Source organism: Saccharospirillum sp. HFRX-2, from assembly GCF_043196805.1.
Lineage (GTDB): Bacteria > Pseudomonadota > Gammaproteobacteria > Pseudomonadales > Natronospirillaceae > Saccharospirillum.
Genome location: NZ_JBEBMU010000003.1, coordinates 160,055 through 186,020, shown reverse-complemented (window position 1 = coordinate 186,020; position 25,966 = coordinate 160,055). Strand labels below are relative to the sequence as shown.

At 58.5% G+C, this 25,966-nt stretch carries 18 protein-coding genes; 4 read left to right on the top strand and 14 right to left on the bottom strand.

Features of this window, described 5'->3' with window-relative positions; all coding sequences use genetic code 11:
- Nucleotides 1-5: 5 nt before the first annotated feature.
- Nucleotides 6-1,910: a TonB-dependent receptor plug domain-containing protein gene (locus ABMA60_RS09190; protein WP_392801878.1), complete on the bottom strand. Its 1,905-nt coding sequence runs from the start codon at nt 1,908-1,910 to the stop codon at nt 6-8.
- A gap of 170 nt (nt 1,911-2,080) precedes the next feature.
- Between ABMA60_RS09190 and ABMA60_RS09185 the strand changes: the two genes are divergently transcribed.
- From ABMA60_RS09185 to ABMA60_RS09170, 4 genes are read left to right on the top strand one after another with little or no spacing between them, the layout of a single operon-like run.
- Nucleotides 2,081-3,103, top strand: a complete 1,023-nt coding sequence (locus ABMA60_RS09185) for a hemin-degrading factor (protein WP_392801876.1) — start codon at nt 2,081-2,083, stop codon at nt 3,101-3,103.
- Nucleotides 3,100-3,924, top strand: a complete 825-nt coding sequence (locus tag ABMA60_RS09180; protein ID WP_392801873.1) for a hemin ABC transporter substrate-binding protein — start codon at nt 3,100-3,102, stop codon at nt 3,922-3,924. The genes ABMA60_RS09185 and ABMA60_RS09180 overlap by 4 nt, the downstream gene beginning before the upstream one ends.
- Nucleotides 3,921-4,967, top strand: coding sequence for a FecCD family ABC transporter permease (locus ABMA60_RS09175; protein ID WP_392801871.1), 1,047 nt, complete (start codon nt 3,921-3,923; stop codon nt 4,965-4,967). Before ABMA60_RS09180 ends, ABMA60_RS09175 begins: the two co-directional genes overlap by 4 nt.
- Entirely contained in the window at nt 4,960-5,769 is an 810-nt protein-coding gene (locus ABMA60_RS09170; protein ID WP_392801867.1) for a heme ABC transporter ATP-binding protein, read from the top strand. Before ABMA60_RS09175 ends, ABMA60_RS09170 begins: the two co-directional genes overlap by 8 nt.
- 19 nt (nt 5,770-5,788) lie before the next feature.
- Here the strand turns inward: ABMA60_RS09170 and ABMA60_RS09165 are convergent, their stop codons facing one another.
- The 13 genes from ABMA60_RS09165 to ABMA60_RS09105 all read right to left on the bottom strand — a co-directional run bounded on the left by ABMA60_RS09165 (nt 5,789) and on the right by ABMA60_RS09105 (nt 25,860).
- A complete protein-coding gene (locus tag ABMA60_RS09165; RefSeq protein ID WP_392801865.1) occupies nt 5,789-10,723 on the bottom strand; it encodes an RICIN domain-containing protein in 4,935 nt (1,644 codons plus the stop codon).
- Nucleotides 10,724-10,833: 110 nt separating this feature from the next.
- The gene (locus ABMA60_RS09160) at nt 10,834-11,784 is read right to left on the bottom strand and encodes an SMP-30/gluconolactonase/LRE family protein (protein WP_392801863.1); all 951 of its coding nucleotides are present in this window, start codon (nt 11,782-11,784) and stop codon (nt 10,834-10,836) included.
- 101 nt (nt 11,785-11,885) lie between these two features.
- A complete protein-coding gene (locus ABMA60_RS09155; RefSeq protein ID WP_392801860.1) occupies nt 11,886-12,656 on the bottom strand; it encodes an IclR family transcriptional regulator in 771 nt (256 codons plus the stop codon).
- Nucleotides 12,657-12,889: 233 nt separating this feature from the next.
- A complete protein-coding gene (locus tag ABMA60_RS09150; protein WP_392801858.1) occupies nt 12,890-14,395 on the bottom strand; it encodes a CoA-acylating methylmalonate-semialdehyde dehydrogenase in 1,506 nt (501 codons plus the stop codon).
- Between the two features lie 9 nt (nt 14,396-14,404).
- A complete protein-coding gene (locus tag ABMA60_RS09145) occupies nt 14,405-15,571 on the bottom strand; it encodes an iron-containing alcohol dehydrogenase (protein ID WP_392801856.1) in 1,167 nt (388 codons plus the stop codon).
- A 181-nt stretch (nt 15,572-15,752) separates the two neighbouring features.
- Nucleotides 15,753-17,294 carry an FGGY-family carbohydrate kinase gene (locus ABMA60_RS09140; protein WP_392801853.1) on the bottom strand — a complete coding sequence of 514 codons (1,542 nt, stop codon included), beginning with the start codon at nt 17,292-17,294 and terminating at the stop codon, nt 15,753-15,755.
- 183 nt (nt 17,295-17,477) lie between these two features.
- Complete coding sequence (locus ABMA60_RS09135; RefSeq protein WP_392801850.1) at nt 17,478-18,320, bottom strand: class I fructose-bisphosphate aldolase; 843 nt, start codon at nt 18,318-18,320, stop codon at nt 17,478-17,480.
- 20 nt (nt 18,321-18,340) lie between these two features.
- Entirely contained in the window at nt 18,341-20,077 is a 1,737-nt protein-coding gene (locus ABMA60_RS09130) for an FAD-dependent oxidoreductase (RefSeq protein WP_392801847.1), read from the bottom strand.
- Between the two features lie 63 nt (nt 20,078-20,140).
- On the bottom strand, nt 20,141-21,127 hold the full coding sequence (locus ABMA60_RS09125) for an aldo/keto reductase (RefSeq protein WP_392801845.1): 987 nt from the start codon (nt 21,125-21,127) through the stop codon (nt 20,141-20,143).
- Between the two features lie 2 nt (nt 21,128-21,129).
- Nucleotides 21,130-22,086, bottom strand: coding sequence for a sugar-binding transcriptional regulator (locus tag ABMA60_RS09120; protein ID WP_392801842.1), 957 nt, complete (start codon nt 22,084-22,086; stop codon nt 21,130-21,132).
- Between the two features lie 16 nt (nt 22,087-22,102).
- Entirely contained in the window at nt 22,103-23,104 is a 1,002-nt protein-coding gene (locus ABMA60_RS09115; RefSeq protein ID WP_392801839.1) for an ABC transporter permease, read from the bottom strand.
- Nucleotides 23,105-23,149: 45 nt separating this feature from the next.
- Nucleotides 23,150-24,715, bottom strand: coding sequence for a sugar ABC transporter ATP-binding protein (locus tag ABMA60_RS09110; RefSeq protein ID WP_392801836.1), 1,566 nt, complete (start codon nt 24,713-24,715; stop codon nt 23,150-23,152).
- A 92-nt stretch (nt 24,716-24,807) separates the two neighbouring features.
- Complete coding sequence (locus ABMA60_RS09105; RefSeq protein WP_392801833.1) at nt 24,808-25,860, bottom strand: substrate-binding domain-containing protein; 1,053 nt, start codon at nt 25,858-25,860, stop codon at nt 24,808-24,810.
- Nucleotides 25,861-25,966 lie beyond the last annotated feature (106 nt).

Genomic DNA, 25,966 nt, shown 5'->3' with positions numbered 1-25,966 from the left:
AAAAGTTATTGCGGCGCATATCGCACAGCGACCAAATACTCACGCCCGGCAATGGGCAAAGGATCTTGACTGCGCGCCGTTTCCGACCAGACATCGGTCAGGTTGTCGACGCCAACGGTCAGCGTTATGGCGGGTGTTAATTCGGTTGCCAGAGAGACATCAATTAAGGTGTAAGGGTCGACCGGCTGACTCTCTTCGGCGGCATAAAATTGCGGCCCGGTATGGGTGAGGCGGGTGTTGAGTCGATGCGGTTTTAGCGTGCTGAATTGCCATTGATGATTCAGGCCAAGGTGATACTCCGGGCGGCGCGCCAGGCGCTCGCCGGTTAGGCTGTCTTCGGCATACAGCCACTGAAATTCGGCTGATAAAGAGTGCGATTTCCAGCTGCCATCCAGACCTAAGTTAATGCCCCAGATATCGGCTTCTTCGACGTTGCTGTATTGGTAATCGGTGATGCCGCCGCTGCTGGATACTTCGCGGGTGCTGATTAAGTTCTTAACGTCGCGCACAAAGATTTCGACCGAGGCCGGGCCAGCCACCCATTCAGCCTGAGCGCTCAAAGATGTCTCAGGTTGCAAATCTGGATTACCGATCACGCGATAGCCATGCAGGCTGTGATCGAACAAATAGAAACGTTCTTTTAAATCCGGAACGCGATAACCCAGGCCGACGCTGGCGCGAATAAATTGCTGTTCGGATAAGTCCAATCGCGTTGCCAGGTTCGGCGCCCAATGCAGGCCGTAACTGTCTTCCCAATGGCCACGCAAACCGGTGACGATCTCGACCCGCTCACCGACGAACCAATCGTCTTGGACATAAACCTCAACGCTTTGCTGGTCCGCCGGTTCAATTTCTTTGACATCCGCTTGGCCCAATTCTTCTTTGGTCTGCCCCAGATAAGCCGCACCGAGTCGAGCACCGACGACCTGATCGCGCGATGCCCAACTGAAAAACAATCGGCTGTCGATGGACGCATCCCAGCTTTCATAGGTGCGCGTCAGGTCGACCTCTTCGGTTGCCATCTTGTCTTGCTCGGAAACACCGCGACCTAAACCGCCGGCCAGAATAATTTCAGCCTTGTCGCTTTTGGCGTGGTATTGGCCGGTGAGGTGTTGTTCGAACACCGAGTTTTCGTTGGGGTTGCCGGTCACAGCGTGTTCACCGGGTTGCGATAAATCCCAGCCGCTCCAGCCAAAACCGAGGCTGTGATTCACATCACCGCGCAGGTCCCAGCGTTCGTCCAGCGACCAGGACAGACCGCTGGCGCTTTGGCCTTCCCAGGTATCGGGTGTGCGATCAAAACCGGTGTCATAAGACAGCGACGCAGTCGACGCCAATTGCCCACCGACGAAGGGCGTCACCACGCGACCATCGACATCGGTCCGGGTCGGGCCACGGTCGGTACTGGCTTCGGCTTGACGGGTGCGAATGCCAACTTCATAGCCCGGATCTTCCGCTTGGCGGGTGATCAACTGCACCACCCCGCCCATGGCCGCGCTGCCGTACAGCGAGGACGCATTGGCGGCAACAATTTCAATGCGTTCGACATTCGCCAACCGCACCTTGCGAGTGTCGATGTTCGAGCGATTAGCCTGGTTCAGCGGCACCCCATCGACCAGCACCAGGACATGTTTTTCACCCATACCATTCAGCATGATCGACGACCCGGTCTGCCCATGCGTCTGAATCAACTGAATGCCCGGCACATCGCCCAGCAGATCTTCGAGCGTTGCGGCCTGGCTGCTTTCAATGGCGTCGCGGCTGATCACCTGCACCGGCACCGGGCTGTCTTCGATCAGGGTTTCGCTGAGCGTGCCGGTGACGACAACGGTGTCGAGCTCTGGCTTATCGGCGCTCTGGAGGCTTTGTTCAGCTTGAACGGCGCCCGTGGCGACCAGCAGTGCGGGCAAGATGGCGCACCGAAACGCACGCCCTGACGAGGGTTGGCTGACTCTCTTCATTTCTTTTGATAACCATTTGTAAATGCAAATACTTATCAATTACGATATAGAAACAACCACGCTCTCGTCAACAGAGTTGAGAATCATTCTTAAAAACAGACAACCCTTAGAGGCACACCATGATTCACGCTGAACTGGCTCAGGCCTGGGCCAAGCTCAAGGCTGATACCCCCAAACTGCGCATTCGCAACGCTGCCGATCAACTAAACGTCAGCGAACTGGATTTGCTGTTGACCCGTCTGGGCGACGGCGTGACCTGGCTCTCGGTCAGCGGTCACCAACTGGCCGGCAACCTGCCCAAGCTGGGCACGGTGATGGCGCTGGTGCGTAACGATAACGCCGTGCACGAAACCACGGGCGCCTTTGGCGAACTCAAAGGCGGCGAGCAGACCGGGCTGTTTCTCGGCGCTCAGGACCAGCGGTTGTTCTTCTCCAAATGGGCCTTTGTGGTGGCGGTGGAAGAAGATGAACGCCACAGCTTGCAGGTGTTCGATGCCACGGGCACGGCGGTGATCAAGATCTACCGCAAAGACGCGACCGATGCGGACGCCTGGAATGCGCTGGTGGCCGCATACAGCGCCGAGCTAACTCAGGCCCCAGCGTTGGAAAAAGCGGCAAAGCTGGTGCGTCGCGCCGTAAAAAACGTCGATCAATTCCGCAGCGAATGGAACGCCATTACCGATGTGCATCAATTCCACGGTTTGCTGAAACGCCATGAAACGGACCGCTTGAGCGCACTCGAAGCGGCCGGTTCGGAACTGGCCGAGCGCGTCGATGTCAGCGCTTGCGAAGCCGCCATCACCGCCTGCCGCGACCGCGCCATCCCGCTGATGACCTTCGTCAGCAACGCCGGCGCCGTGCAGATTCACACCAAAGTGCCGCAAAAACTGCTGCGCACCGGCCCCTGGTTCAACATTCTCGATCCGGGTTTCAACCTGCATCTGAGCACCGAGGCGATCGACTCCGCCTGGGTAATCCGCCGTCCGACCAGCGATGGTCAGGTGACGTCCCTGGAAGCTTTCGATGCCCAGGGCAATTCCATCGTGCAGTTCTTTGGCGAACGCCACGAGGGAAATGCTGAACGCGCCGACTGGCGGGCGCTGATGGATGAGTTGACTGCTGCCGAGGAGGTGCCGGCATGAGGCTGAAGTCCGCTTTGCTCGCGCTGACCACTCTGGCAATGGCCGGTCTGGTTCAGGCCGAACGATTGGTCACCATCGACGGCTCCATCACCGAAATCGTTTATGCGCTCAGCGCCGAAGACCGGCTGGTCGGCGTCGACACCACTTCGATTTATCCGCAAGCGGCCACCGAACTGCCCGACGTCGGTTATATGCGCACGCTGTCGGCCGAAGGCATTTTGTCGCTGGCACCGGAGCGCATCATCACCACCGAAGATGCCGGCCCGGCCGATGCGCTGGAGCAATTGCAGAACGCCGGTGTGCAGATCGACATTCTCGACAACGAACCCAGTCTCGACGGCCTGAAAACTAAAATTCAGGCCACCGCCGATGCGCTCGGTCTGAGTGACGCCGGCGTTCAACTGGCCGCCGAAGTCGACGAAGAAGTGAGAGCAGCGCAACAGGCGTTGCAGCAAAACGTCGGCGAATTGAAGGTGATGTTTGTGATGGACGGCGGCTCGCGTGGCTTTCAGGTGGCCGGCACCGGCACGCTCGCCAACGGCGCTTTGCAAGTCGCCGGTTTCAACAACGCCTTTGGCGATATTCAGGGCTACAAGCCGCTGACGCCAGAAGCCGCCATCGAGGCCAACCCAGACGCCATTCTGGTGTTTCACAGCCAGGACGATTTGGCGACGCTGGCCGCGAACCCGGCCTTGCGCCTGACCGCTGCAGCGGAAAACGGCCACATCTACAGCGTCGATGATATCGACCTACTGGCCTTCGGCCCGCGTCTGGGCTGGTCGCTGCAACAACTGGCGGAGCGCATGGCCGAGTCTTTATGAACACCACGCCGTTTTCGTTGGCCATGACGGCTCTGCTGGCGCTGGCCGTGGTCATGGCGCTGGCGATTGGCGCGGTGCCGGTATCGCTTGATCAGCTCGGTTTGTGGTCGCTGCGCTGGTGGCCGGGTAACGCCATCGAATTGCCGCGCCATGTGGAGATTGTGCTCAGCGATATCCGCGCGCCGCGCTTGCTGATGGGCATGTTGATCGGTGCGTCTCTGGCCATGGCCGGCGCGGCGATTCAGGGTTTGTTTCGCAATCCGCTGGCCGATCCGGGTTTGATCGGTGTGTCCAGCGGCGCGGCCTTGGCGGCACTGGCGGTGATCGTGCTCGGCAATACGCTGCTCGCCGGCTGGATGGCGACCTTGGGTTTTCTGGCGCTGCCGCTGGCGGCGTTCGGCGGCGCGTTAGCAGTCACCTGGATCATCTACTGGATCGCCAAGCGCACGCCCGGCGGCGGCCAGATCACTACCCTGATCCTGGCCGGCGTTGCCATCACCGCTTTCGCCGGGGCGGTGTCCGGCATTCTGACCTTTCTCGCCAACGACGCGGCGCTGCGCTCTTTCACCTTCTGGAGCATGGGTTCGCTGGCCTCGGTCACCTGGCGTGATCTGGCGGTTTCGGCACCTTGGATAGTGGTATCGCTGATCGCCTTTCCGTTGCTGGCACCGGCATTGAACGTGCTGCTGATGGGCGAAGCTGTGTGCGAACACCTGGGCATCGATCCGCATCGCATTCGCCGTCTGGTGTTTATTTTTACTGCCCTGGCCGTGGGCGCTGGCGTCTCTGTCGCCGGCATGATCGGCTTTGTCGGTTTGGTGGTGCCGCATCTGGTGCGGCTCTCCATCGGGCCCGACCACCGGGCTTTGATTCCCCTGTCCGGTATCGTCGGCGCCGCCCTGCTCGTCTGGGCCGACATCCTGGCCCGCATCGTGGTAGCGCCGGCGGAGTTGCCCATTGGCATCATCACCTCGCTGATCGGCGGGCCTTTTTTCCTCTATTTATTGCTGCGGCAAAACGACAGGACGCTGAACCATGATTAACGCCCGCAATCTTTATTGGCGAGCCGGCCAACGCGCGCTGGTCGAGGGCATCGACCTGCAACTAAAGCCCGGCGAACTGGTCGCCGTGCTCGGTGCCAACGGTGCCGGCAAGTCATCGCTGTTGAAAATTCTCAGCGGCCAATGGCCGATGCAGGACGGCGAAGTCGAACTGAACGGACGTTCGTTGAGCCGTTTTTCGCGCGCCGACTTAGCCAAAGTTCGCGCCGTCATGCCGCAATCGAGTCCGCTGCATTTTCCGTTTCAGGTCTGGGAAGTGGTGGCACTCGGGCGCACGCCTTACGGTCGTAAACGCAAAGCAGTGGAGAAAAAACTGGCGCTGGAACGGCTGCGTTTAACCGGCACCGATCATCTTGCCGAGCGTTTATTTCCAACGCTCTCCGGTGGCGAAATGCAGCGCGTGCAATTGGCGCGGGTGCTGCACCAGTTGTTGTCGTCCACGGCGGAAAATCGCTATTTATTTTTGGACGAATGCACGGCGAGTTTAGACCCGGCGCATCAGCATCAGGTGTTTCAATTAGTGCGGCAATTAACGACGCAAAATATCGGTGTGTTCGCCATCGTGCACGACATTAATTTAGCGGCGCAGTACGCCGACAAGGTGTTGTTAATGAAAACGGGCCGAGCATTGGCGCTCGGCCCCGTTAAGGAAAGTTTGACCTCAGCTCGCATCGCCGAGGCTTTTGCGCTGCGCACTCATTGCCTGGCGCATCCGGAAGCGGATTGGCCATTGTTGGTGGCGCAGCGCGAACCGGTCGAACGATTACCCGGCGGCGTTCACTGACGCCCCCGGTGTTTTTCGTTCAGTTCTGGCGCCAGCGCTGGCCGTCACTGCTGGAGCAGGTTTGCTGTTCGAGCGTGACGCCATTGGCGGTGCCGTCGTTCAGCAAGCCCAGACACAAACCACTCAAGCGCGACTGCAACTGGAAGTAGCCGTCACCGGTATCGACCGGCAGCCACTGCTGGTTATTGCCGCCGTTGCAGGTCCATTGCTGGACATTGGCGCCGGCGCTCGTGGAGTTGCCGTCCACGTCCAGACATTTGCCGGAATGCTCGGCGGTCAGCGTCAGGTAACCGGCGCTGGTCGGCGTGGCCTGCCAGCGTTGGTTGGCGTCGTTGTGACAAGTCCAGAGCAGCACGTCATCACCGTCGGCACTACCGGCGCTTTCCACATCGGCGCAGCGGCCGCTGGATTTCGATTGCAGCCGGCCGGTGCCGATTAGCAGTTCGTCCGGTCCTTCAATCTGCAATAAATAGCTGGCCAGTTGCTGGCGTTGTTGCAGCGTTAAGGTATCGGTGCCGCCATGGCTGCTGGAATCGAGTACGTCTTCCAGTGTGGCGGCCTGGCCGTTGTGCAGGTAGGGCGCTTTGAACCAGAGGCCGAGCAACGACGGTGTGTCGAATCCGACACCCGCCAGCGATTGCCCACTGCCCTGGCCGGAACTGGCCTGAATGGTGCCGACATCGTGGCGCTGGCCATCGGTGAAATAGTCACCGCTGTGGCAGGAGGCGCAGTTCAGGCTGTTGAACAGCGCTTCGCCGGCGACACCGTCTGAGGTCAGGCTGCCATCGCTGTTGCGGTACGGGCTGGCCGGTGTTTCCGCGAGCGAAGTGACATAAGCCGCCAGATCATCAAGGTCGGCATTCAGTCCGGCTTTGGCTGCACCGAGCGGATCGGACGTGGCGGCAAAGTCGGCCGCCGACAGGAAGCCGCTGCCACCGAACTCGCCGCGAATGTCGTTTTCGAAATCGTGGATTTCGTCGAAATTCGCCGTCCAGTGCACATTGCCGTCGCGGGTGCCGGCGGCGCCGATCAGGCTGCGGGTGTTGCGCAGGCCTTCACCTCTGTTGGTGAAGTCCCAGACGCGGCCGTCGGAATCGCCATCGATGTGGCAGGAGGCGCAGGTCAGATAGCCGTCGAGCGCCATGCGGGTGTCGTCGGCGTTATAGAAGATGCGCTTGCCGTTAAGCACCTGCGCTGACAAGGCTTCGCTGCCGACGGTATCGACCAGCGCCAGTGACGATGCCAGGAAGTTGGTACCGTCGATCAGACCGCCGGTATCGAACACTTCCACGCTGCGGCCCATAAAGTTGTGCACGTACAGACGGCGGCCATCGTCGCTGATCGCCAGACCTTTGGGCGCGCGATCGGTGATCAGCTGACCGAGGCTGGAGCCGGCGTAAGCATCGAGCAATTCCACCTTGTTGTTGGCCTGGAGCGCGACAAATACATAGTCACCGAGCGGTGTGAACACGGCGTCCGTGGCGAGGTTCGAATCGTTGAAATCGAACTGGGCGGCGAAGTCTTCGTCGTGCGTCGCCAGATCGATTTGCGAGACGATGGTGCGCACCGTGCTCTCGAAGGTCAGGGCTTCACCGCTTAAGAAAGTACCGCGACCGGTGTTCACTTTCTGCGATGGCACCCAGGCGCGTTCGCCGTCGGGCGAGATGGTGACCGAGGCCAGATAGTTCGGATAACCCTGGGAACGGTCTTCGCCATCGACGGTGCTGGTGTCGTTTTGCAGCACGATGGTCTCCGCCAGATTGAGGCCAGCGGCACTGACCCGCCAGACTTCACCTTGCGGCTGCACCGGCGAGATAAAGCGCGTCACATAGATGTTCTGACCATCGGCCGAGACCGCCAGACCGCGCGGCGTTGCGCCGACATCGAGGCTGTCGAGCTGAGCGCCGGTGCCGGTATCGAGCGACAGCAATTCGCCGCTGGCTTCCAGGCTGACATACAGCGAGGAGCCGGCTGGATTGAACACCACGCCGTAAGGCTGCGAACCGCGCGGCAGATCGACGGTGGTCACCACAGCGCCGCTGCTGCCATCGAGCACGCTCAGGCTGTCGCTGCCCTGGTTGGCGACCCAGACATTGCCGTTATTGGCGATGGCCAGAGTGCGCGGTTTGTCGCCGACGCTGACTTCCCAGTCCACCTGCAAGGTTGCAGCACTGATCGCGGTGACCGTGCCGGCATCGGTATTGGCGGTATAAATCCGGCCGTTGGCCTGAGCGATGCTTGAGGCGCGCGTTGGTGCGCTCGCGGTCAGGGTGCGATGCACCGTTTGCAACCGGTTGGCGTTGGCGGTGTTGTTGCTTTCATCACGCACCGTGACGATTACCGGATAGTGGCCGGCGTTGGCGTAGCTGTGGCTGGCGGTGGCATCGGTGGAGAAACCGCGGCTGTTGCCATCGCCAAAGTCGAAGGCGTATTCCAGGGTGCCGTCGCCGCCTTCGCCATCGGCTGCGAACTGCACGCTCTGGCCGGCTTCAACCGCACCGGGCGCGGGCAATTCGACGCTTAATGGCAGCACCAGCTCATCGAACAAGGCGCGTTGCTCGGTGGCGGAATCAGCGAAGGTGCCGCTGGAAACTTGCGTCCAGCTGTTGCCGTCAGCGCTGACTTCAACGCGGTAGTTGGCAATGCGGCCGTTGGATCCAGACTGGCGCGGCAGGTAATCGATACCACCGAGCACCTGACCTTCGGCCAGCTTCAGCGTGAGGTGATGCGGATGCACCGGATTCGCCGCCTGCCATTCGGTGTGCCAGAAGGTGGCGGGGTTGTTGTCGATAGCGTTAAAGGCGGAACCGTCTTCACCGGCCAGCTCTTCGCTGTCGACGTCGTAGAGGTCGAGATTGGCCACCGAAATCGCGTTGAGATTGCTATCCAGCACGGTCAGTTCGGCGACCGAGGTCCAGGCCTCGCCGTTGACTTCCGAATCGGCAATCAGCTTCACAAAGCATACTTCGTTGCCCACCGCATTACAGCCCTGTACCGGTTGCAGCGCGCTGAATTCGTACAGCGCGGCCCAGGAACTTGGCGGCAAGGAGGTGAAGTTGACGCGCATGTATTGGGCGGTGACCGGCGCAAACGTCAGCGTCTGCTGGATGGTGGTTTCCGGGTTGTTGCTGCGATCGGCGACCTGGGTCCAACTGCTGCCGTCGCTGGAGACTTCGATCGTGTAGTTGTGTTGCTCGCCACCGAATTCGAAGGTCAGTTGGGCGCCGGAGAACTCGTGCGGCGTGCCGTAATCGACCTGGAACCATTGCGGCACCGAGCCATCGCTGGCGGTCCAGCGAGTGCTGTAATCGCCGTCGTTACCGTCGCTGGCCGGGTGACCGGATTGCGTCGTACTGGCGCTGGCCGTGCCGCCGCCAATCGGGCAGTTCTCGCTGCAATCGGCCGAGCCGGAACCGTCGCCGGTGGTAAAGGTTGAGCTGAAGGCGACATCGGTGGTATTGCCGGACCAGTCGGTAATACCGCCAGCTGGCACGATAACTTCATAGGTGGTGTTGGCCTGCAGGGCGGCATCGGGCGTGAAGTTAACGATGTCGGCCTGACCGCTGTACTGACCGGCCAGCGGCACACTGCTGCCCTGTTCGCGCACGATGAAGGTGGTGTTATCGAGCGAGCTGATCAGCGCATTGTCAGCCAGCGCCAAACCGATACGGCTTTTCAAACCTTGATTGGTCGCGCCATCGCGCGGGCTCACCTGAGTGACGTTGGGACCGGTCGAATCGGCGGCCGTTTGATGGACGATAAAACCATTGCCACCGCCGTGGTCGTTACCGATATAAACCAGGTTACCGAATACCGACACCTGGCCATGGTCGCTGCCACCACCGACGCTCAAGGTGCCTGCGCCCTGCAACACCGGATCGGCCGGCGTGCTCATATCGACAACGCTGACGTCTTCCTGATTACCAGAGAAATAACGGTCGCCCTGAGTCGCGCAATAGAGCGCCTCATCGATGCGCAGTTCGTTCTTGCTCAGTTCCACAAATTGCGTCGGGTCACTGATATCGACCACCTGCATGTAAGCCGGAGTCCCACGGTTGGTGAACATCACCTGGGAGCCGTTAAAACAGATGGCGTAAAAGCGTTGGCCGGGCGAATAGGTTGCCAGCAATTGCGGTTGCGCCGGGTCGCTGATGTCGATGCTGGCAACGCGGCCATTGGTGTCCATGCTCGACACCACCATATGGTTGCCCATCGCAAAGATCGGCCCGATGCGGAAACCGCCGAGCAGGGAAATCGGCGTGCGGCTGACGATTTCCAGATTGTTGATGTCGCTGGTGTCGATCACCGTGATGCCCTGGTTGGCATTGGCGACATACAAATACGGCGCTTGCCAGGTCAGTTGCCAGGAGGTGTTGGTGTAATCGCCAGCGGCGATATTGGGAATATCGAAAGCGGTGACGCGCTCTGGTGGCACGCCCGGGCCAACGTCGGTGAAGTCCCAGATTTCCACGCCGTAGCCGGTGGGAATGGCGGCGTAATAACGGCCATTCTGAATGGAAAAACCGGTGCCGTGGTTTTCGCGGAAGTCACCGGTCTCACCTAAAAAGTGCGGATCCTGCTGACCGTTGCTGTAGCCGTTGTAGGCGTTGCCGAAGCTGTAGGTGGAATCGTATTTGCGCGCCACCTGCGTCGGATTGCGCGGATCGGACACATCCAGCACCAGCCAGCCGCCGGACGAATGGCCGTGGTCGGGCGCGAAAATGCCGACAAAATAGCCGTTGTACATATAACCCAGATTCAGGCCGAACACGGCCGCCGGGTCGTTGGAATTATCGGGAATACCGAGCGAGCCATCGACCAGCGAAATGCGCTGGTACAGCTCGCCCGCGTTGTAGTTGAGATTGCCCAGGCCCGGCCCGTTCAGAGCAAAGGCGAATGGCACGGCGGCCAGCGACAGCAGCGTCGCCAACAGCATCCTTCTTATTGTTTTCATTGTGATCTCCTTGCCGAACGAACGACGCACGGATCGTTCGGACGCACTGTGATTGGCGTAAGACCGGCTGAGTTTTTTGTTGGGTCAGTCCGGTCAGGTCTGGCTGAAATTCAGGATCGGGCAACCTCCTTAACCGCGCCGGGCTCCTGCCCGTCACTGTTACATTGCGCTTCAGGCAACCCGCTCCAGGGCACCCGGATATGGAACAGACCGCCGGCTTCGGGCTCGTGGGCGCGCTCAGCATCACTGAGTTCAAACTGGGCGGTGCAGATAAACAGATCACGCCGGTCCGGCCCGCCAAAGGTGCAGCGGGTGACTTGGGAAACCGGCAGATGAATGCGCGTGCTCAGCCTGCCATCGGGCGCAAAACGGCTGACGCAACCACCGCCCCAGTGACACACCCAGAGCCCGCCCTGATCGTCGCAGCACAGGCCATCGGGTTTGCCTTCGTCCTCGGCGAGGGTGGTGAAAATACGCGCTGGCCCGAGTTCACCGCTGACCGGGTTCAGGTCGTAGCAGCGCACCTGGCGGTGGAACATATCGACGGCGTAGAGGCGTTTGCCATCCGGGCTGGCGGCGATGCCGTTGGCGACGGCAAAACCAGCATCGACAGCGGTGCAATTCAGGTCGGCATCCAGGCGAAAGAGCTCCCCTTTGGGACTCGCTAAATCAGCCTCGCACAGGCTGCCGGTCCACAACCGGCCGGCGCGGTCAGCGATGGCATCGTTAAGGCGGATGTCGGTTTGGTAGGCGCAAGGGTCGAGCAGGAAAGCGGTGGTTTTGAAATCGGCATCGAGCCGGTAAAGGCCACTGCGGCTGGCGGCAATCCAGTCGCCGGCGTCGGTCGGCACCAAAGCGGTGATGCCGATATCGACCTGATGTTCGCTGTGCCGGCCGCTGGCGGGATGGAAGCGATGGATGCGGTCGCTTTCGATATCGGCCCACACCAGGGTGGCGGATTGGGCGCACCAGATCGGGCTTTCGCCGATCACATCGGCGCAGGGCAGCACACAGACTGGGGTATCGGAAATTGGATCAGCGAGCGGTTGGGCGAAGGTCATTGAGCGGGCTCCGCAAGGTTGTTGTTTTTTTAAACAACCTAGCGGGAGCCCGCACCAAAGTCAAAATAATGAGACAAATAATCTCATTATTGAAATATATTTCAGTTTTTCACGCCATCGAGCACCTGACCGAGCTCGGTGGCGGCGCGTTGCATGGCCGGAATATGGCTTTTTAACTCGTCCAGCGAGCAGCGAATCACCGGGCCGTGCGCAAACAAGCAAGCCACCAATTGACCATCGCCGGTGCGCACCGGCACCGAGACCGCCACCATGCCATCGATAAATTCTTCGTTGTCGGTGCCAAAGCCTTGCGCCCGGATGCGTTCGAGTTCCGTGGCCAGTTCGCTCGGGTCGGTCACGGTATTGCGCGCCCGCTTATCCAGCGGCAGGTTGCGAATGACCCGCTCGCGCACGGCTTTGGGCAACAGCGCCAGATACAGTTTGCCACTGGCGGTACACCAGATCGGCACTTCGCTGCCTACCGGCAAATGCACCTGTAACGGCCAGTTGGCCTGAACGCGATCGTAATACAGCATGTCGGTGCCATTAGGGATGGAAATGCCGCAGGTTTCGTCCACTTCCCGCGCCAAGCCTTGCAGAATCGCCTGACGCTGAATTTTCACCTCGTTGCTGCTGAGCACACCCAAGGCCACTTCCTGCAACGCCGACCCGGGCACCACATTGCCTTTGAGATTGATCTGCAAAAAACCCGCTTCTTCCATCTGCTGCACCAGACGATGCACCGTGGCTTTGGGAATATCGAGTTCGTCGATCAGGCTCGGCAAGGAAGCACCGCGTTCGGCCAGACTGACGGTTTTAAGGATGTCGAGCACACGCAGGATGGAAGAGCCTTTTTCGCGGCGTTGGGTCATGGATGGGGTGGGCTCCGTGCCGGTGGTGGAAGTTGGGGACTATATCACGTCATTTTTAGGCAGGTCTTGAGGCGCAATAAAAACCACTGGAAGTAGCGGCGTTCTTAGCAAGATACTTATGTGGGAAAACAGGCGCATCCCTGCGCCCAAACTTCATCCCTGCTCCGCTCTAAAGGCGGTTTTCAGACAGGCAGTCATTGGCCGAAGCCGTCTTGCATCGCACTCGAAAATAATTACTTCATCGTCGGCATCACAAACTCGGCCGGTGCCGCGACCTCGCTGTCGGGCCAGCGCGTGGTGATGGTTTTCATGCGCGTGAAGAAACGCACGCCGTCCGGGCCGTGCATATGCAGCGGGCCGAACAGGGAACGCTTCCAGCCGCCGAAGCAGTGATAAGCCATGGGCACCGGAATCGGTACATTGACGCCGATCATGCCGACCTGAACTTCCTCGCCGAAGCGACGCGCGGCCTGGCCATCGCGCGTGAAAATAGCAGTGCCGTTGCCGTATTCGTGAGCGTTGATTAATTGCACCGCGCTGTCGAAATCGGGCACGCGCACCACACATAAAACCGGGCCGAAAATTTCTTCGCGGTAGATGGTCATCTTGGGTTGAACGTGATCGAACAGACAGCCGCCGATAAAGAAGCCATCTTCGTGGCCGGCGACTGTTAAATCGCGTCCATCGACAACCAACTGCGCGCCCTGCTCCGCGCCGCTATCGACATAAGAGCGCACCTTGTCGCGATGCTCGCGGGTGATCAGCGGGCCCATATCGTTTTCGGTTTTTACACCGTAACCGGCGCCAATTTTCAGCGCCTCGACGCGGGGTTTGAGTTGCTCAACCAGCGCATCGCCGACGGCGTCGGTTACCGCCACCGCCACCGAAATCGCCATGCAGCGTTCACCGGCGGCACCGTAAGCCGCGCCCATCAAAGCGCTGACCGCGCCATCGAGATCGGCATCGGGCATCACCACCAGATGATTTTTCGCGCCGCCCAAGGCCTGGGCGCGTTTGCCGTGGGCGCTGGCGGTTTGATAAATGTATTCGGCGATGGGCGTGGAGCCGACAAAGCTGACCGCCTGGACGCGTTCATCAGTGAGCAAGGTATCGACGGCTTCTTTATCGCCATTGATCACATTAAAAACGCCATCCGGCAAGCCGGCTTCGCGCAACAATTCGGCCAGACGCAGCGCCACCGACGGATCTTTCTCCGAGGGTTTCAGCACAAAAGTATTACCGGCGGCGAGCGCTATGGGGAACATCCACATCGGCACCATGGCCGGGAAATTAAAGGGCGAAATACCGACGCAAACGCCAAGCGGCATCATCTGGCTGTGGGTATCGACACCGGTGCCGACGTTGCGGCTGTATTCACCTTTTTGCGCATGCGGCATACCGCTGGCGAATTCGACCACTTCCTTGCCGCGCGTTAATTCACCGCGCGCATCCGACAACACCTTGCCGTGCTCGCGGCTGATCAGTTCGGCCAGTTCGTCTTCGTGTTCTTCAAGCAAAGCTTTAAAACGAAACAGGACGCGTGCGCGGGTTAAGGCCGCGGCCGTGGACCAGGCAGGAAAAGCCGCCTGGGCAGCAGCGATGGCCTGGCGGGTGTCGTCGGCCGACGCCAGTTGCACCCGCGACTGAACCTGGCCCGTCGCCGGATCATAAACGTCGGCGTAGCGTTCACTGGCGCCACTAACGCGTGCGTTATTAATAAAGTGTTCGATGGTTTTCATGGTGATTCCTTAAGCCTGATTCCAAACTTTTTTATAGAGCGTGACGATTTCGTCAGCCGTCGGTACACGCGGATTATTACCCGGCGAACCCGACGCCAATGCCTGCTCGGCCATCAATTCCAGCTTGCCGAAAAAGTCGCCTTCCCCAATGCCAAAACCAGCCGGCGTTGGCACTTTTAATTCGTCGTTCAATGCTTTTAATTCAACCAGCAATTTGGCGTTGGCGGCGGCATCGCTATCGCTTGCGGTGGCAATGCCCATGGTGCGTGCGCAGGTGGCGTAACGCGCTTCGGCAGCCGGGAGCGACCACTCAGTAATGGCCGGCAACAGCATGGCGTTGCTCAAACCGTGCGGCACATGAAAGTGCGCACCGATTGGCCGGCTCATGCCGTGCACCAAGGCAACCGAGGCGTTGGAAAAGGCCACGCCCGCAAGAGTCGCGCCAAGCATCATGGCTTCGCGCGCGGGCTTGTCGTCGGGGTGGTGATAGACGCGGCGCAGATTCGGCGCAATCAATTCGATGGCCGCGAGCGCCTGCTGGTCACTGAACTGATTCGCCTTCTGACTGACGTAAGCTTCGATGCCATGGGTCAGCGCGTCGATGCCTGTATCGGCAGTCACCCGCGCTGGCGCCGTCATCGATAATTCGTAATCGATCACCGCCGCGACCGGCATAAAACCCAATCCCATGCAGAGCATTTTTTCGTCGGTTTTGGCATCGGTAATGATGGTGACGCGGGTCGCTTCTGAGCCGGTACCGGCGGTGGTGGGAATGGCGATCACCGGCAGGCCGGCTTCATCGACGATGCGCGGCACCTTGTAATCGGCCATCTGGCCACCGTGCTTACCGAGAATGGCGATGGCCTTGGCGCTGTCGATGGCCGAGCCGCCGCCGAGGGCGATCAATGCATCGAAATCACCGGCCTTGACCTGTTCGACGGCGGGTAACAATGAATCCTCGGTCGGCTCGGCCATGGTGTCGGCAAACACTGCGCTGTGAATGCTGGCCGTCGCCAGGATGTCTTGCAGGCGTGCCGCGTGGCCGAGCTGCACCATAATCGGATCGGTGATCAGCAGCGGTTTTTTGCAGCCCAGCGTCTGCAACAAGGCCGGCACCTGTTGCACTGCGCCGGCGCCGGTTTCCATCAGTCGGGGTAGAACGATTCTATGAGTCATGTCGGACCCTCCTTGCCGCCGGCGGACCGGCATCTGTTGGGCGGCTCAGGCGCCGCTCTCGCTGTTATCTGGTCAATATAATTTATATTGAGACTTTTTGTACCGTTTTTACAAATTTAAATTTTAAGCCGCACAAAGCCGACCCGGTGCCTGTTACCGGGTCAGCAGGGTTCACGGGGAATTAATCGCTCGGGGTCAGGCCCTGATTAAACTCGGCCAGTTGCTGCCACAGCGGTTCCATGGCGCGGCGCAACTGGCAGAAGAACTGATAGCGCCGCTCGAAGAAGTCGCGTTTATCGGTGCAGGGCTGATAGTGAGCGCTCAGTCGCGTCATTCGGGCGGTGCCTTCGGCGTAGTCGGCAAAACAACCAGCGCCGACGCCGGCGGCAATGGCGGCGCCCAGGGCGCCGGTTTCGCTGCCGTCAGCGGTGTCGATCTCGACATCGAGCACATCGGCAAACAACTGGGCCCAGTAATCGCTGCGCGCGCCGCCGCCGGTTAAGCGCACCGAATCGAAGTGCACACCGGCGGCGCGCAAACGATCAAGATGCTGGCGATGGCCGAACACCACGCCTTCAAACAACGCATAGAGCATGGCGCTGCGGTCGTGCCAGCCAGTCACGCCATAAAAGCCGCCGCGTGCGTGCAGCGCCTGACCGGCGCCATACAGATAAGGATGGAACAATGGCAGATCGGCGGGCAGCGTTACGTCGGTGAGTTCTTCGGCGATGATCTGATAGACAGAAGCGTCGCGGTCACGCGCGCGCTGGCATTCATCGGCGCAGAACTCGCGGATAAACCATTCCAGATTGGCGGTCGAGGTGGCGCTGGATTCAATCGCCAGAAAACGCTTCGCATCGAAGGTACTGGCCATAAACACCGAGCCGGGCTCGGGCGGCTGCTCGACGATCACCTGATTAATGCTCCAGGTACCGGCAATTAACGACGCCTGACCGGTGCGTTCAACACCACTGCCCAGAGCGCTGGCGACTACATCGAACAGACCGGCGACTACTGGCGTGCCCGCAGCGAGGCCAGTGGCTTTTGCTGTGGCCGCAGTCACCTCGCCGACCACCTCGGTCGATTGATGCAACGGCGGCAACCAGTCGTGGGCGTCGTCCAGACCGTAAGCAGCCAGCAGTTCATCGGAATAACCGCCCCGGCCAAAATCGATCAGGCCGCAACCGCTCATATCGCTGAAGTCGCTGGAACGCGCGCCGGTCAGCCGATGCACCACAGCATCCTTGCACAAAAAAGCGGTGCCAATGCGCTGATACAGCTCCGGCTTATGCTGGCGCAACCAACGCAACAACACCGGCGTCTGCGCCGCCCAGATGCCTTGATGGTTCAGCGGCAGAATCGCCGCCTCGTCCAGTTCGCCACTGGCGACCAAAGCTTCGGCGCGCGTGTCCATCGACTGAATGGCTTTGAGCGGCTGGCCGTCGCGGTCGAGCAGATACAAGCCATTGCCGTGGCCACTGACGCCGATGGACTGAATCGCCGCACCGGTCACACCGGCTTTTTTCAGGGCACCGGCAATGGCATTTACACAGTGCTGCCAATGCTCGTCCATATCGGTTTCGGTAAAACCGGGCGCCGGTTTTTGGGTATCGACACTTTCAGCATGCACCGCAATTTCGCGGCCGTTCAAATCGAACAGCGCTGCTTTCACCACGGTATTGCCGCAATCGATGCCCAGTAATAAAGGCGTCTGGGTTGCCATAACTTGCTCGCTTTTTGTTGTTGTTTTATTTCGAACTTAACCACCACCAGTAGCGGCTGTCTTGGGTGGTCCGCTTGGAGGACGTCTTTGACATGGATGTCAAAGTCGAGCCCCCATGGATGGGTTTACGGCGTGCCTCCAAGTGGACCACCCAAGATGGCAGCGGACCGCTAACCTCCAAACTCAACCCTGCTCGTAAATCCCCATAGCCGCCTGCGCACTAACGCCATCATGGATCATCGCCATCAAGGCCTTCACCACCCGACTCGGGTCCGGATGCTGATAGATATTACGACCATAGACCATGCCATGCGCGCCCTGTTTCAGCAGTTGCTCGGCCTTGCCAAACACCGCCGACAAATCCTCTTTGCCGCCACCACGGACCAACACTGGACAACGCGCCGCTTCCACCACTTCGTGGAAATCTTCAGCTTCGGTCGTCGGATCGGCCTTAATAATATCGGCACCCATCTCGCGCGCCAGCCGCACCAGGGTGACGATTTTTTCGCGGTCGCCATCGACCATATAACCGCCCTTGCCATCATGCGGACGCATCACCAACGGCTCGATCATCAACGGCATCCCGACACGGTCGCAGGCATTACGAACTTTACCGATATTCTTCACACACTGGCGAAACAGATCGGGTTCATCAGGCAGCATAAATAAATTCACCACCACACAGGCCGCATCCATTTGCAGCGCTGTGTTAATCGGATCGTCTTCATTCTGCAACACCGCCCACATACTGCGATGACGTTCCGGGTTGTAGGGATTACCCATATCGGTGCGCAATACCAGCGCCGGCTTGTCTTTGCCATTGCGGTTTTGCAGCAAATCCGCCTGGCCATAATTCATCTGAATGGCATCGGGATTGGCCGCGACTAACTGATCAACCACACCGGCCATATCGCTCAGGCCATTCAAAAAACTCGGCTCATTACAGACGCCATGATCGATGGCGACATCCAGACATTTGCCGTTATTCAACAAGCGGTTCATCCGAACCTTATGCGTATTAAACATGATGCACTCCTTATGATGCGTCAGGCCGAACGCGAATTGCGTTCGGCGGGGTTCAGTTGCCAGTCCGCCAGGCCATGCAGGCGGCGAAGCTGGTCTCGGGTTTGTTGCAGCATGGCGTTACCTTCGGCATCACTCAGTGCCAAATGCCGGTTCAGTAACGCCTGTAATTCGATTAAACAGTCGGGCGAAATACGTCCGCCAATGCCAATACTGGTGCGGCGTAAGACCAGATCCAACAACGTCTGGGTCGCCTCGAATTCGATCAGAAAACCAATTTCACGTTCGCTGTAATCGTTAAGGCTGCGCAACGGTTGATCGCTGCCAGCAGCCAGATAATCGAGCACTTTTTCCGCACGGGTACCGTAACGCTCAAACAATTGCGTCAAGCGCTCCAGTGACTCGGCGTAACGCTGTTGCCAATCATTAAGCAGGTTTTGTCGGGCGCGGCTGTCGCTCGGATAATGCCGACCACCGCCAATGGCTAGCGCGTTGGTAGCGACGTTTCGCTCACGTTTAAGCTGCTGCAAAACCCGGTCGGCAACCTGTTCGCCGAAGGCGCGGAAGGTGGTCCACTTGCCGCCGACCATCGACAAAATCGGGAAAGACCGTTGCGGTGTTGGCGCGCTTTCGCGGCACTGATGATTGCGACTGATCTGGCCGGTCACCGCCGCGTCGCTGCGCGGCAAGGGGCGAATGCCACTGAAACGATAGAGAATCTGTTGCGGCTCAATGCGAATGTTAGGAAACACATAAGCCAGCGATTCGAGAATGTATTGCTCTTCTTCCGGCGTGCAATAAGGCTCGTTTGGCGAGTCCACTGGCAAGTCGGTGGAACCGACCAAAACCTGGCCCATAAAAGGAAACAGAATGCAGACGCGACCGTCTGGCGTTTCATAAAAAATCATATGGTCGCCGGTGGCCGCGCGCAGTTCATCATTGGCAACAATCAGATGCGAACCTTTGGTACCGCCGATAAATTCACTGGCACTGTTCATCGCCTCATTGGTGTGATCAATCCAGGCACCGCTGGCGTTAATAACGACCTTAGGTTTGAGCGTGGTTTGGGCACCGCTGAGTTGATCAGTCAGGGTTAATTGATCGTCTTGGGTATTCGTCAAAGCGACATAATTCATCGCCAGCGAATCAGGCGCGCTGGCCTGGGTGTCGAGCACCATTTCCAACGCCAGACGTTCGGGATAACTGATCCAGGCATCGTAATAGGTCGCGCTACACACCAGTTTTTCATTCAGTTGTGGCCAGCGCTTTAAGGTTGCCGAACGCGAGCGAAAACGATGTTTCGGTAACGCCTGACGGCGACGGGTATAGAAGTCATATAACCAAAGCCCGGCCTTGATAATAAAAGCGCCGCGACGCGACGGACCGGGTTCGCGACCGAACAGACGACTGAGCGCTGCGCCGACACCGGCGAGCCAGTAGAAAATCGGGATCGTGGTCGGCAGCGGCCGTACATAATGGGGCGCGTTGTGCAGCAGCGCATTGCGTTCAGCCAGGGATTCACGCACCAGAGCCGTCTCGCCGGTTTCCAGATAACGTAAACCACCGTGAATCATGCGCGATGGCGCGGCGCTGGCGGCGCCACAAAAATCGCCCTGATCAATCAGCACCACATCAATGCCCTGCAACGCCAGTTCGCGATAGACACTGATGCCGTTAATACCGGCGCCGATTACCACTACCTCAGCCGTTTCCCTGGCGGTTAATTTTTGCCACAGCGCGGCCCTGCTATGCTCGTTCATAACCCTGATCTCATCTGCATTTGGTCGATTGGGCGCGCGTCACCGCGCCCGCTGGCGTGAGCGCTAGCCGTCGATATCCGACAGGTGCTTAGCCCGGGCCGCTTCGATGTGTGCGCAGTCGGCGGCGCTTAATTCAACCTCGCCGGCGCGAGCATTTTCCGCTGCCTGGGAAGGATTGCGCGCGCCGCACAGCGCGTAGGTAATACCGGGTTGCTGCAAGGTCCAGGCAATAATGATCTGGCCGGGCGTGGCGTGGTACTGACTGCACAAGGGTTCGATATCGGCAAAAAAATCAGCGACTTTTTTGCGGTTGTCGACACTGAAACGCGGATTATTTTTGCGCTGGTCGTCACCCTCAAACTGACGCGTCGGAGTCATTCGTCCGCTGAGCAAACCCAGCGCCATAGACGAATAACTCAAACAGGAAACACCGTTGCTTTTGCAGATCGGCAACAGCGTGGTTTCGATGCCGCGATCAATGGCCGAATAGCATTCCTGGATGGCATCGACCGGACCGAATTTCAGGTATTCGCGAAGGTCTGCTTCGCTGGCATTACTGATACCGATGGCGCGAATTTTCCCCGCCTTTTTCAGTTCCAGTAACTTATTCATGGTGGCTTCAATCGGCGTGGTTGGGTCCTGCCAATGAGTGATGTACAGATCGATATAATCGGTACGCAACCGTTTCAGGCTTTGCTCCAGTTCGTATTCGATGGACTCCGGGCCGAGGTAGCGATTGACCGGCTGACCGTCTTCGTCGACGAAGAATTTTCCCTTGGATTCGTCGTGCCAGATCATGCCGCACTTGGTTGCCAGAATAACTTCGTCGCGCCGGCCTTCAATGGCGCGACCGACTAATTCTTCGGAACGACCCAGACCATAAGCCGGAGCGGTATCGACTAGATTGATGCCACGGTCGAGGGATTCACGGATGGCGGCGATGGAGTTGTCATCGTCATGACCACCCCACATCCAGCCGCCCATGGCCCAGGTGCCGAGGCCGACAACCGAGGCTTGAATGTCTGTGCTACCGAGCGTTCTCATCTTCATAGTCAGGCTCCTTTTTCCAAGCGTTTTAGCACTGCCTTGGTGGTGACTTCATCGCTGATCAGCGTTTTGAAAAAGCGACCGCGCAAAGCGCCCACGATGGGGTTCACCTTGCTGGCGGAGGCTGCCACCCCAACCGACAGTGGAATGTCGCGCAATTCATTCAGTGTTAACGCGACCAGTTTTTCGTTATGTTGATGACCGACTAATTGGCCATCAACGTTAAACAGATGGGCGAACAGATCGCCGGTCGCGCCTTCGTTGATCAAGGCATCGCGATCGGTTCGGCTCATGGCGCGTAAATCGAAATAGCTGGAATCCTCGGGCACGATGGAACCGATACCCAGCAAGGCGATGTCGGCGTGACGGGCTTTGTCGAGCACTTCGCGCGTCTGGCGCATGTCCATCAGCATGTTGCGTTCTTCGGCGCTGTCGGCGAACAGCGGCGCGTGCAATTGCAGCGCGCGTCCGCCAAGGCGTTCGGCCAGCTCCATCGCCAGGTGATTTACATCGGTGTAATGCTTGCCTTGCACACCACCGGTGGCTGGCACCACGGTCACGTCGTAATGGCGCTGTGGATTGAGCGCATTAACGATTTCGGTAATCTGCTTGCCGCCACTGATGCACAGCACATCGCCATCGCGCAGGTGTTGCAGCAGATAGTCGGCGGCGGAACTGCCGACGGTGCGAGCGACGGTATCCGGGTCGTCCGAGTAAGTCGGGCTGACCAAAGCTTCGGGAATACCGCTGGCCTCGGTGAGCGCTTTTTCCAGTTCAAACAACGACTGGTAAGGCGTCTTGATACTGATCTCCAGATAGCCTTCGTCGCGCGCCTGGCGGATGATGCGATTAACTTTGGCGGTCGACAGTCCCAGCAGTTTGGAAATATCGGACTGATTGCGCTGCTCAATAAAATGCATCGTCAATATCCGGCTGAACAATCGCGCCTTGTCGTAATCCACCTTCATCTCCTTCGCCTTAACCCTGTTGCACCGAACGGTTGTGCAGGATGTGATCGATGGCCACAGCCGCCAGCAGAATCAGACCTTTAATCAGGTCCTGCCAGTACACCGAAACGTTGAGCAAAATCAGTGAGCTCGACACCACCGATAACAAAGCGATACCGAGAATAGCGCCAAATACAGTGCCTTCTCCGCCTTTCAATGAAGCGCCACCAATCACCGCTGCGGCGATGATATTGAGCTCGAGCCCGACACCAAAGTTGGGCGTGGCCGCGCCGAATTTGGACATATAAATAATGCCGGCCAGACCACAAAGCGTTGAGCTGAGTACCGTCACGCCAATCTTGATGCGGTTAGTACGAATGCCGGAGAATTCTGCAGCGCGCTCGTTACTGCCGGTGTAGAAAATCTTCCGGAAAGCAGTGGCGTTGCGCAGCAGATAGTCGGCGATGATCACCACCACAAAGAAAATAATGATCGAAAACGGCACACCCCAGAGCGTGCCCTGACCGACGAATTTAAATTCCGGTGGTAATGAAAATAGCGAAATCGGCGTGCCCTGGGTAATCACCATCGAAGCGCCGCGGGCGATGCCCATAAACGCCAGCGTTACAATAAAGTGATGCATGCGAATGCGGGTCACGCAGTTGCCCATGATCAGGCCAATGATGCTGCAGATACCAATTGACGTCAGGCTGGCTAACCAGGGGTTCATCCCCAGCACAAACAGCTTGGCGGCCATCACCATGGCCAGACACATGACCGCGCCAACCGACAGATCGATGCCACCGACAATCAGCAACATGGTCATGCCGACCACCACAATGCCCTCGGTGGAGAACGACAGCAGCATGGCCTTCATATTGGCCCAGGTCAGAAAATAGGGTGAGGCAAAACTCATCACGATAAACAGGCCGACGATGATCAGAATCAACGTCAGTTCGCGCATTTTCCGGATGTTGCCGAACAGTCCCCGATTCGCTGGATCGGGTGAAAAACTCGGTGTATTGGCGGTCATAAAACCACTCTCCTGTATTGCCTGTTGTTATTGTTTTGCACGGCCTTAGGTCGCCGGTTGCACACGCAATTGCGCCTGGTTTTCTGCGCCGGTTTTTGCCGCGGCCGGGCCCAGACCAGAGGCCAGGCGAATCAACCGATCTTCATTAATTGCCTCGCCACTGACGATGCCGTTGTTGCGTCCTTCGCACATCACCATGACGCGATCGCACAGACCGACCACCTCGGGCAATTCAGAAGAGATGACAATGACACCTACGCCCTGGCTGGCGAGCTCACGCGTCAGCCGATGGATTTCCGACTTGGCGCCAACATCAATGCCGCGCGTCGGCTCATCCATAATCACCAGGCGCGGTTTCACCGAGAGCATCTTGGCAATGGCGACCTTTTGCTGGTTGCCGCCGCTCAACGACGACACCGGGTGATCGAGCCGGCCGTATTTCAGGTTCAGCCGTTGCGCCAGTTCGGTGGCCTGCTCGCGCTCCAGACGACGATTCACAAAGCCGTAACGCGATACCTGATCGAGATCGAGCGCGGCGATGTTGCCGGCAATCGGCAGGTCTAGAAAAACGCCGTTTTCTTTGCGATCTTCCGACAGATAAACAATGCCCAGTCCGACACTGTCCTGATAATTGCGAATGTCGGCGCGCTGCCCCAAAAAAGTCAGCTCGCCGCCGGTGCGTTTGTGCAGTCCGCAAATGGCTTTCACCACCTCGCTGCGACCGGCGCCGATCAAGCCGGCGATGCCAAAAATCTCACCGCGATGGACGCGGAAACTGACATCGTGAAAACGCCGTTCATCGGAATAATTTTGCACGTCGAGCAAGACCTCGCCGGACTCCGGCGGCGTGCTCAATTTAGGCGGATAAAGTTCACCCAGTTCGCGGCCGACCATCTTGCCGACGATGGCATCGGGCGTGGTGTCGGCAATATTTTCGGTGCACACAAACTGGCCGTCGCGCAGCACGGTGATGCGATCGCACTGCTCAAAAATTTCCGCCATGCGATGGCTGATATAAATAATGCTGATGCCCTTGGCTTTCAGCTGCTGCATGATGCGAAACAGTGCCTGAGTTTCGCTTTCGGTGAGCGCTGCGGTCGGCTCATCGAAAATTAAAATATCGCAGTTGAGGGTTAAGGCTTTGGCAATTTCCACCAGCTGCTGATTGGAAATACTCAGTTCTTGGATAAGCGCATCCGGATCAATATCCGCCAGCGGTTTAATGGCGTCGCGAGCGATGCGGCGAATCTCACGAAAATTCACAAACCAGCGTTTGCTGGCGTTGAGCATCGGCATGGAAATATTTTCCGCAACCGACACATCCGGACAGAGTGCAATTTCCTGATGCACCAGACCGATACCCATTTTTTGCGCCGCCAATGGATCGGCAATCTGCGTCGCCTTGCCATGGACGCGAATCTCACCGGCGTCGGGCTGGTGAATGCCGTCGATGATTTTCATCAAGGTTGATTTGCCCGCGCCGTTTTCACCGGCCAGCGCATGGATTTCACCCTTGCGCAAACTGAAGTTGACGCCGCGCAATGCCCGGGTCGCGCCGAAGGCTTTTTCGATGCCGATCAATTCCAAGACGGTTTCATCAAAGCGTGTCAAAACCGATCCTCCCATCTGTCCAAAACAGCGTCCCTGCGGTGCTTAAGAATCCCTGCGGGGGCGGTGCGGAATGCACCGCCCCCAAACCGGTCTTACTCGTTAATACCGCGTGTGCCACGACGTTCGAGGTAATCACCCCAATAGAAGTCGTCGGCGTTGTCGGCGGTGACGATGGAGAAGCCATTATCGACAAAGGGCACACCCATGGGGTTAAAGCCGCTGCGCAGATAATCGTTCATCGGATCGATCTGTTCCGGATGCGCCGCCAGGTAGAGCAACATCATGCCCATATAACCCTGGATACCCTGGTTGGGGTTGACCGCACCGAAGATTTCACCGGCTTTGATCATGTCCAGAATCTTGGCGTTAACGTCGGCGTTGAATACCTTGATGCCGCGATCCAACTCCTTCGCCGCCTGAGCAGCACCGAGGGCGGAGTTGGCTTCGGGCATAAAGACCGCACCCAGATTCGGGTTGGCTTGCGCCATGGTCAGTACCGCGTTGTAGGCGCGGGTCGGGTCCTGGTTGCTCGCGGCGCGGGCGACCAGTTCCATATCCGGCCAGTTCGATTCCATGCGCTCGATAAAGGCAGCGATGCGACGGTCGTGGTTGTCCTGACCGGGGTTTTCCAGCACGGCGTATTCGCCTTCACCGCCCATGGCTTCGGCGATGGTGTCGGCGGCGTAACGGCCTTCCTGGTAGTTGTCGGAAGTGATAAATGAAACCCGGTCGCTGTTGGGAGAATCGGCGGCAAAGGTCACCACCGGAATGCCCATTTCAGCAGCGCGGTTGATCGGTTCGATAAAGGGATCGGGGTTCATCGGATGCAACAGAATGCCGGCTGGATCGCGCGCCAGAATCTGCTCGAAAGACGCCAGCTGCTTGTTAACGTCGTATTCCGGGGTACCGGTGTAAACGGTGTCGCAACCCATCTGTTCGGCGGCTTGCTTCATCATTTCATAGACCGGGAACCAGTACTCGACGCCAGAGACCATAACGTTCATGTAGTAGGTTTCGCCCGGATCGCAGCGGAAGGGACCGTGATCGTGGCCCGAGCTGGGCGCTTCTTCGGCCAGCGTCAGGCTGGCTGCGAGGGTCAGTGACAGGCCACACAGACCCCGTTTGAGGATGGACAACTTACTCATCAGCACTCTCCTTATTTTTATAGGTGCATTGAGATTCGTCAGGCGTTGAACAGCATAGGTAGTCGATTACGCCTTTGTTTGAAATATATTTCAGTTAAAAGAAATA

Coding starts and splice junctions, on each gene's coding strand:
- ABMA60_RS09185 (WP_392801876.1), top strand. CDS start 2,081: ATGATTCACGCTGAACTGGCTCAGGCCTGGGCCAAGCTCAAGGCTGAT.
- ABMA60_RS09180 (WP_392801873.1), top strand. CDS start 3,100: ATGAGGCTGAAGTCCGCTTTGCTCGCGCTGACCACTCTGGCAATGGCC.
- ABMA60_RS09175 (WP_392801871.1), top strand. CDS start 3,921: ATGAACACCACGCCGTTTTCGTTGGCCATGACGGCTCTGCTGGCGCTG.
- ABMA60_RS09170 (WP_392801867.1), top strand. CDS start 4,960: ATGATTAACGCCCGCAATCTTTATTGGCGAGCCGGCCAACGCGCGCTG.
- ABMA60_RS09165 (WP_392801865.1), bottom strand. CDS start 10,723: ATGAAAACAATAAGAAGGATGCTGTTGGCGACGCTGCTGTCGCTGGCC.
- ABMA60_RS09160 (WP_392801863.1), bottom strand. CDS start 11,784: ATGACCTTCGCCCAACCGCTCGCTGATCCAATTTCCGATACCCCAGTC.
- ABMA60_RS09155 (WP_392801860.1), bottom strand. CDS start 12,656: ATGACCCAACGCCGCGAAAAAGGCTCTTCCATCCTGCGTGTGCTCGAC.
- ABMA60_RS09150 (WP_392801858.1), bottom strand. CDS start 14,395: ATGAAAACCATCGAACACTTTATTAATAACGCACGCGTTAGTGGCGCC.
- ABMA60_RS09145 (WP_392801856.1), bottom strand. CDS start 15,571: ATGACTCATAGAATCGTTCTACCCCGACTGATGGAAACCGGCGCCGGC.
- ABMA60_RS09140 (WP_392801853.1), bottom strand. CDS start 17,294: ATGGCAACCCAGACGCCTTTATTACTGGGCATCGATTGCGGCAATACC.
- ABMA60_RS09135 (WP_392801850.1), bottom strand. CDS start 18,320: ATGTTTAATACGCATAAGGTTCGGATGAACCGCTTGTTGAATAACGGC.
- ABMA60_RS09130 (WP_392801847.1), bottom strand. CDS start 20,077: ATGAACGAGCATAGCAGGGCCGCGCTGTGGCAAAAATTAACCGCCAGG.
- ABMA60_RS09125 (WP_392801845.1), bottom strand. CDS start 21,127: ATGAAGATGAGAACGCTCGGTAGCACAGACATTCAAGCCTCGGTTGTC.
- ABMA60_RS09115 (WP_392801839.1), bottom strand. CDS start 23,104: ATGACCGCCAATACACCGAGTTTTTCACCCGATCCAGCGAATCGGGGA.
- ABMA60_RS09105 (WP_392801833.1), bottom strand. CDS start 25,860: ATGAGTAAGTTGTCCATCCTCAAACGGGGTCTGTGTGGCCTGTCACTG.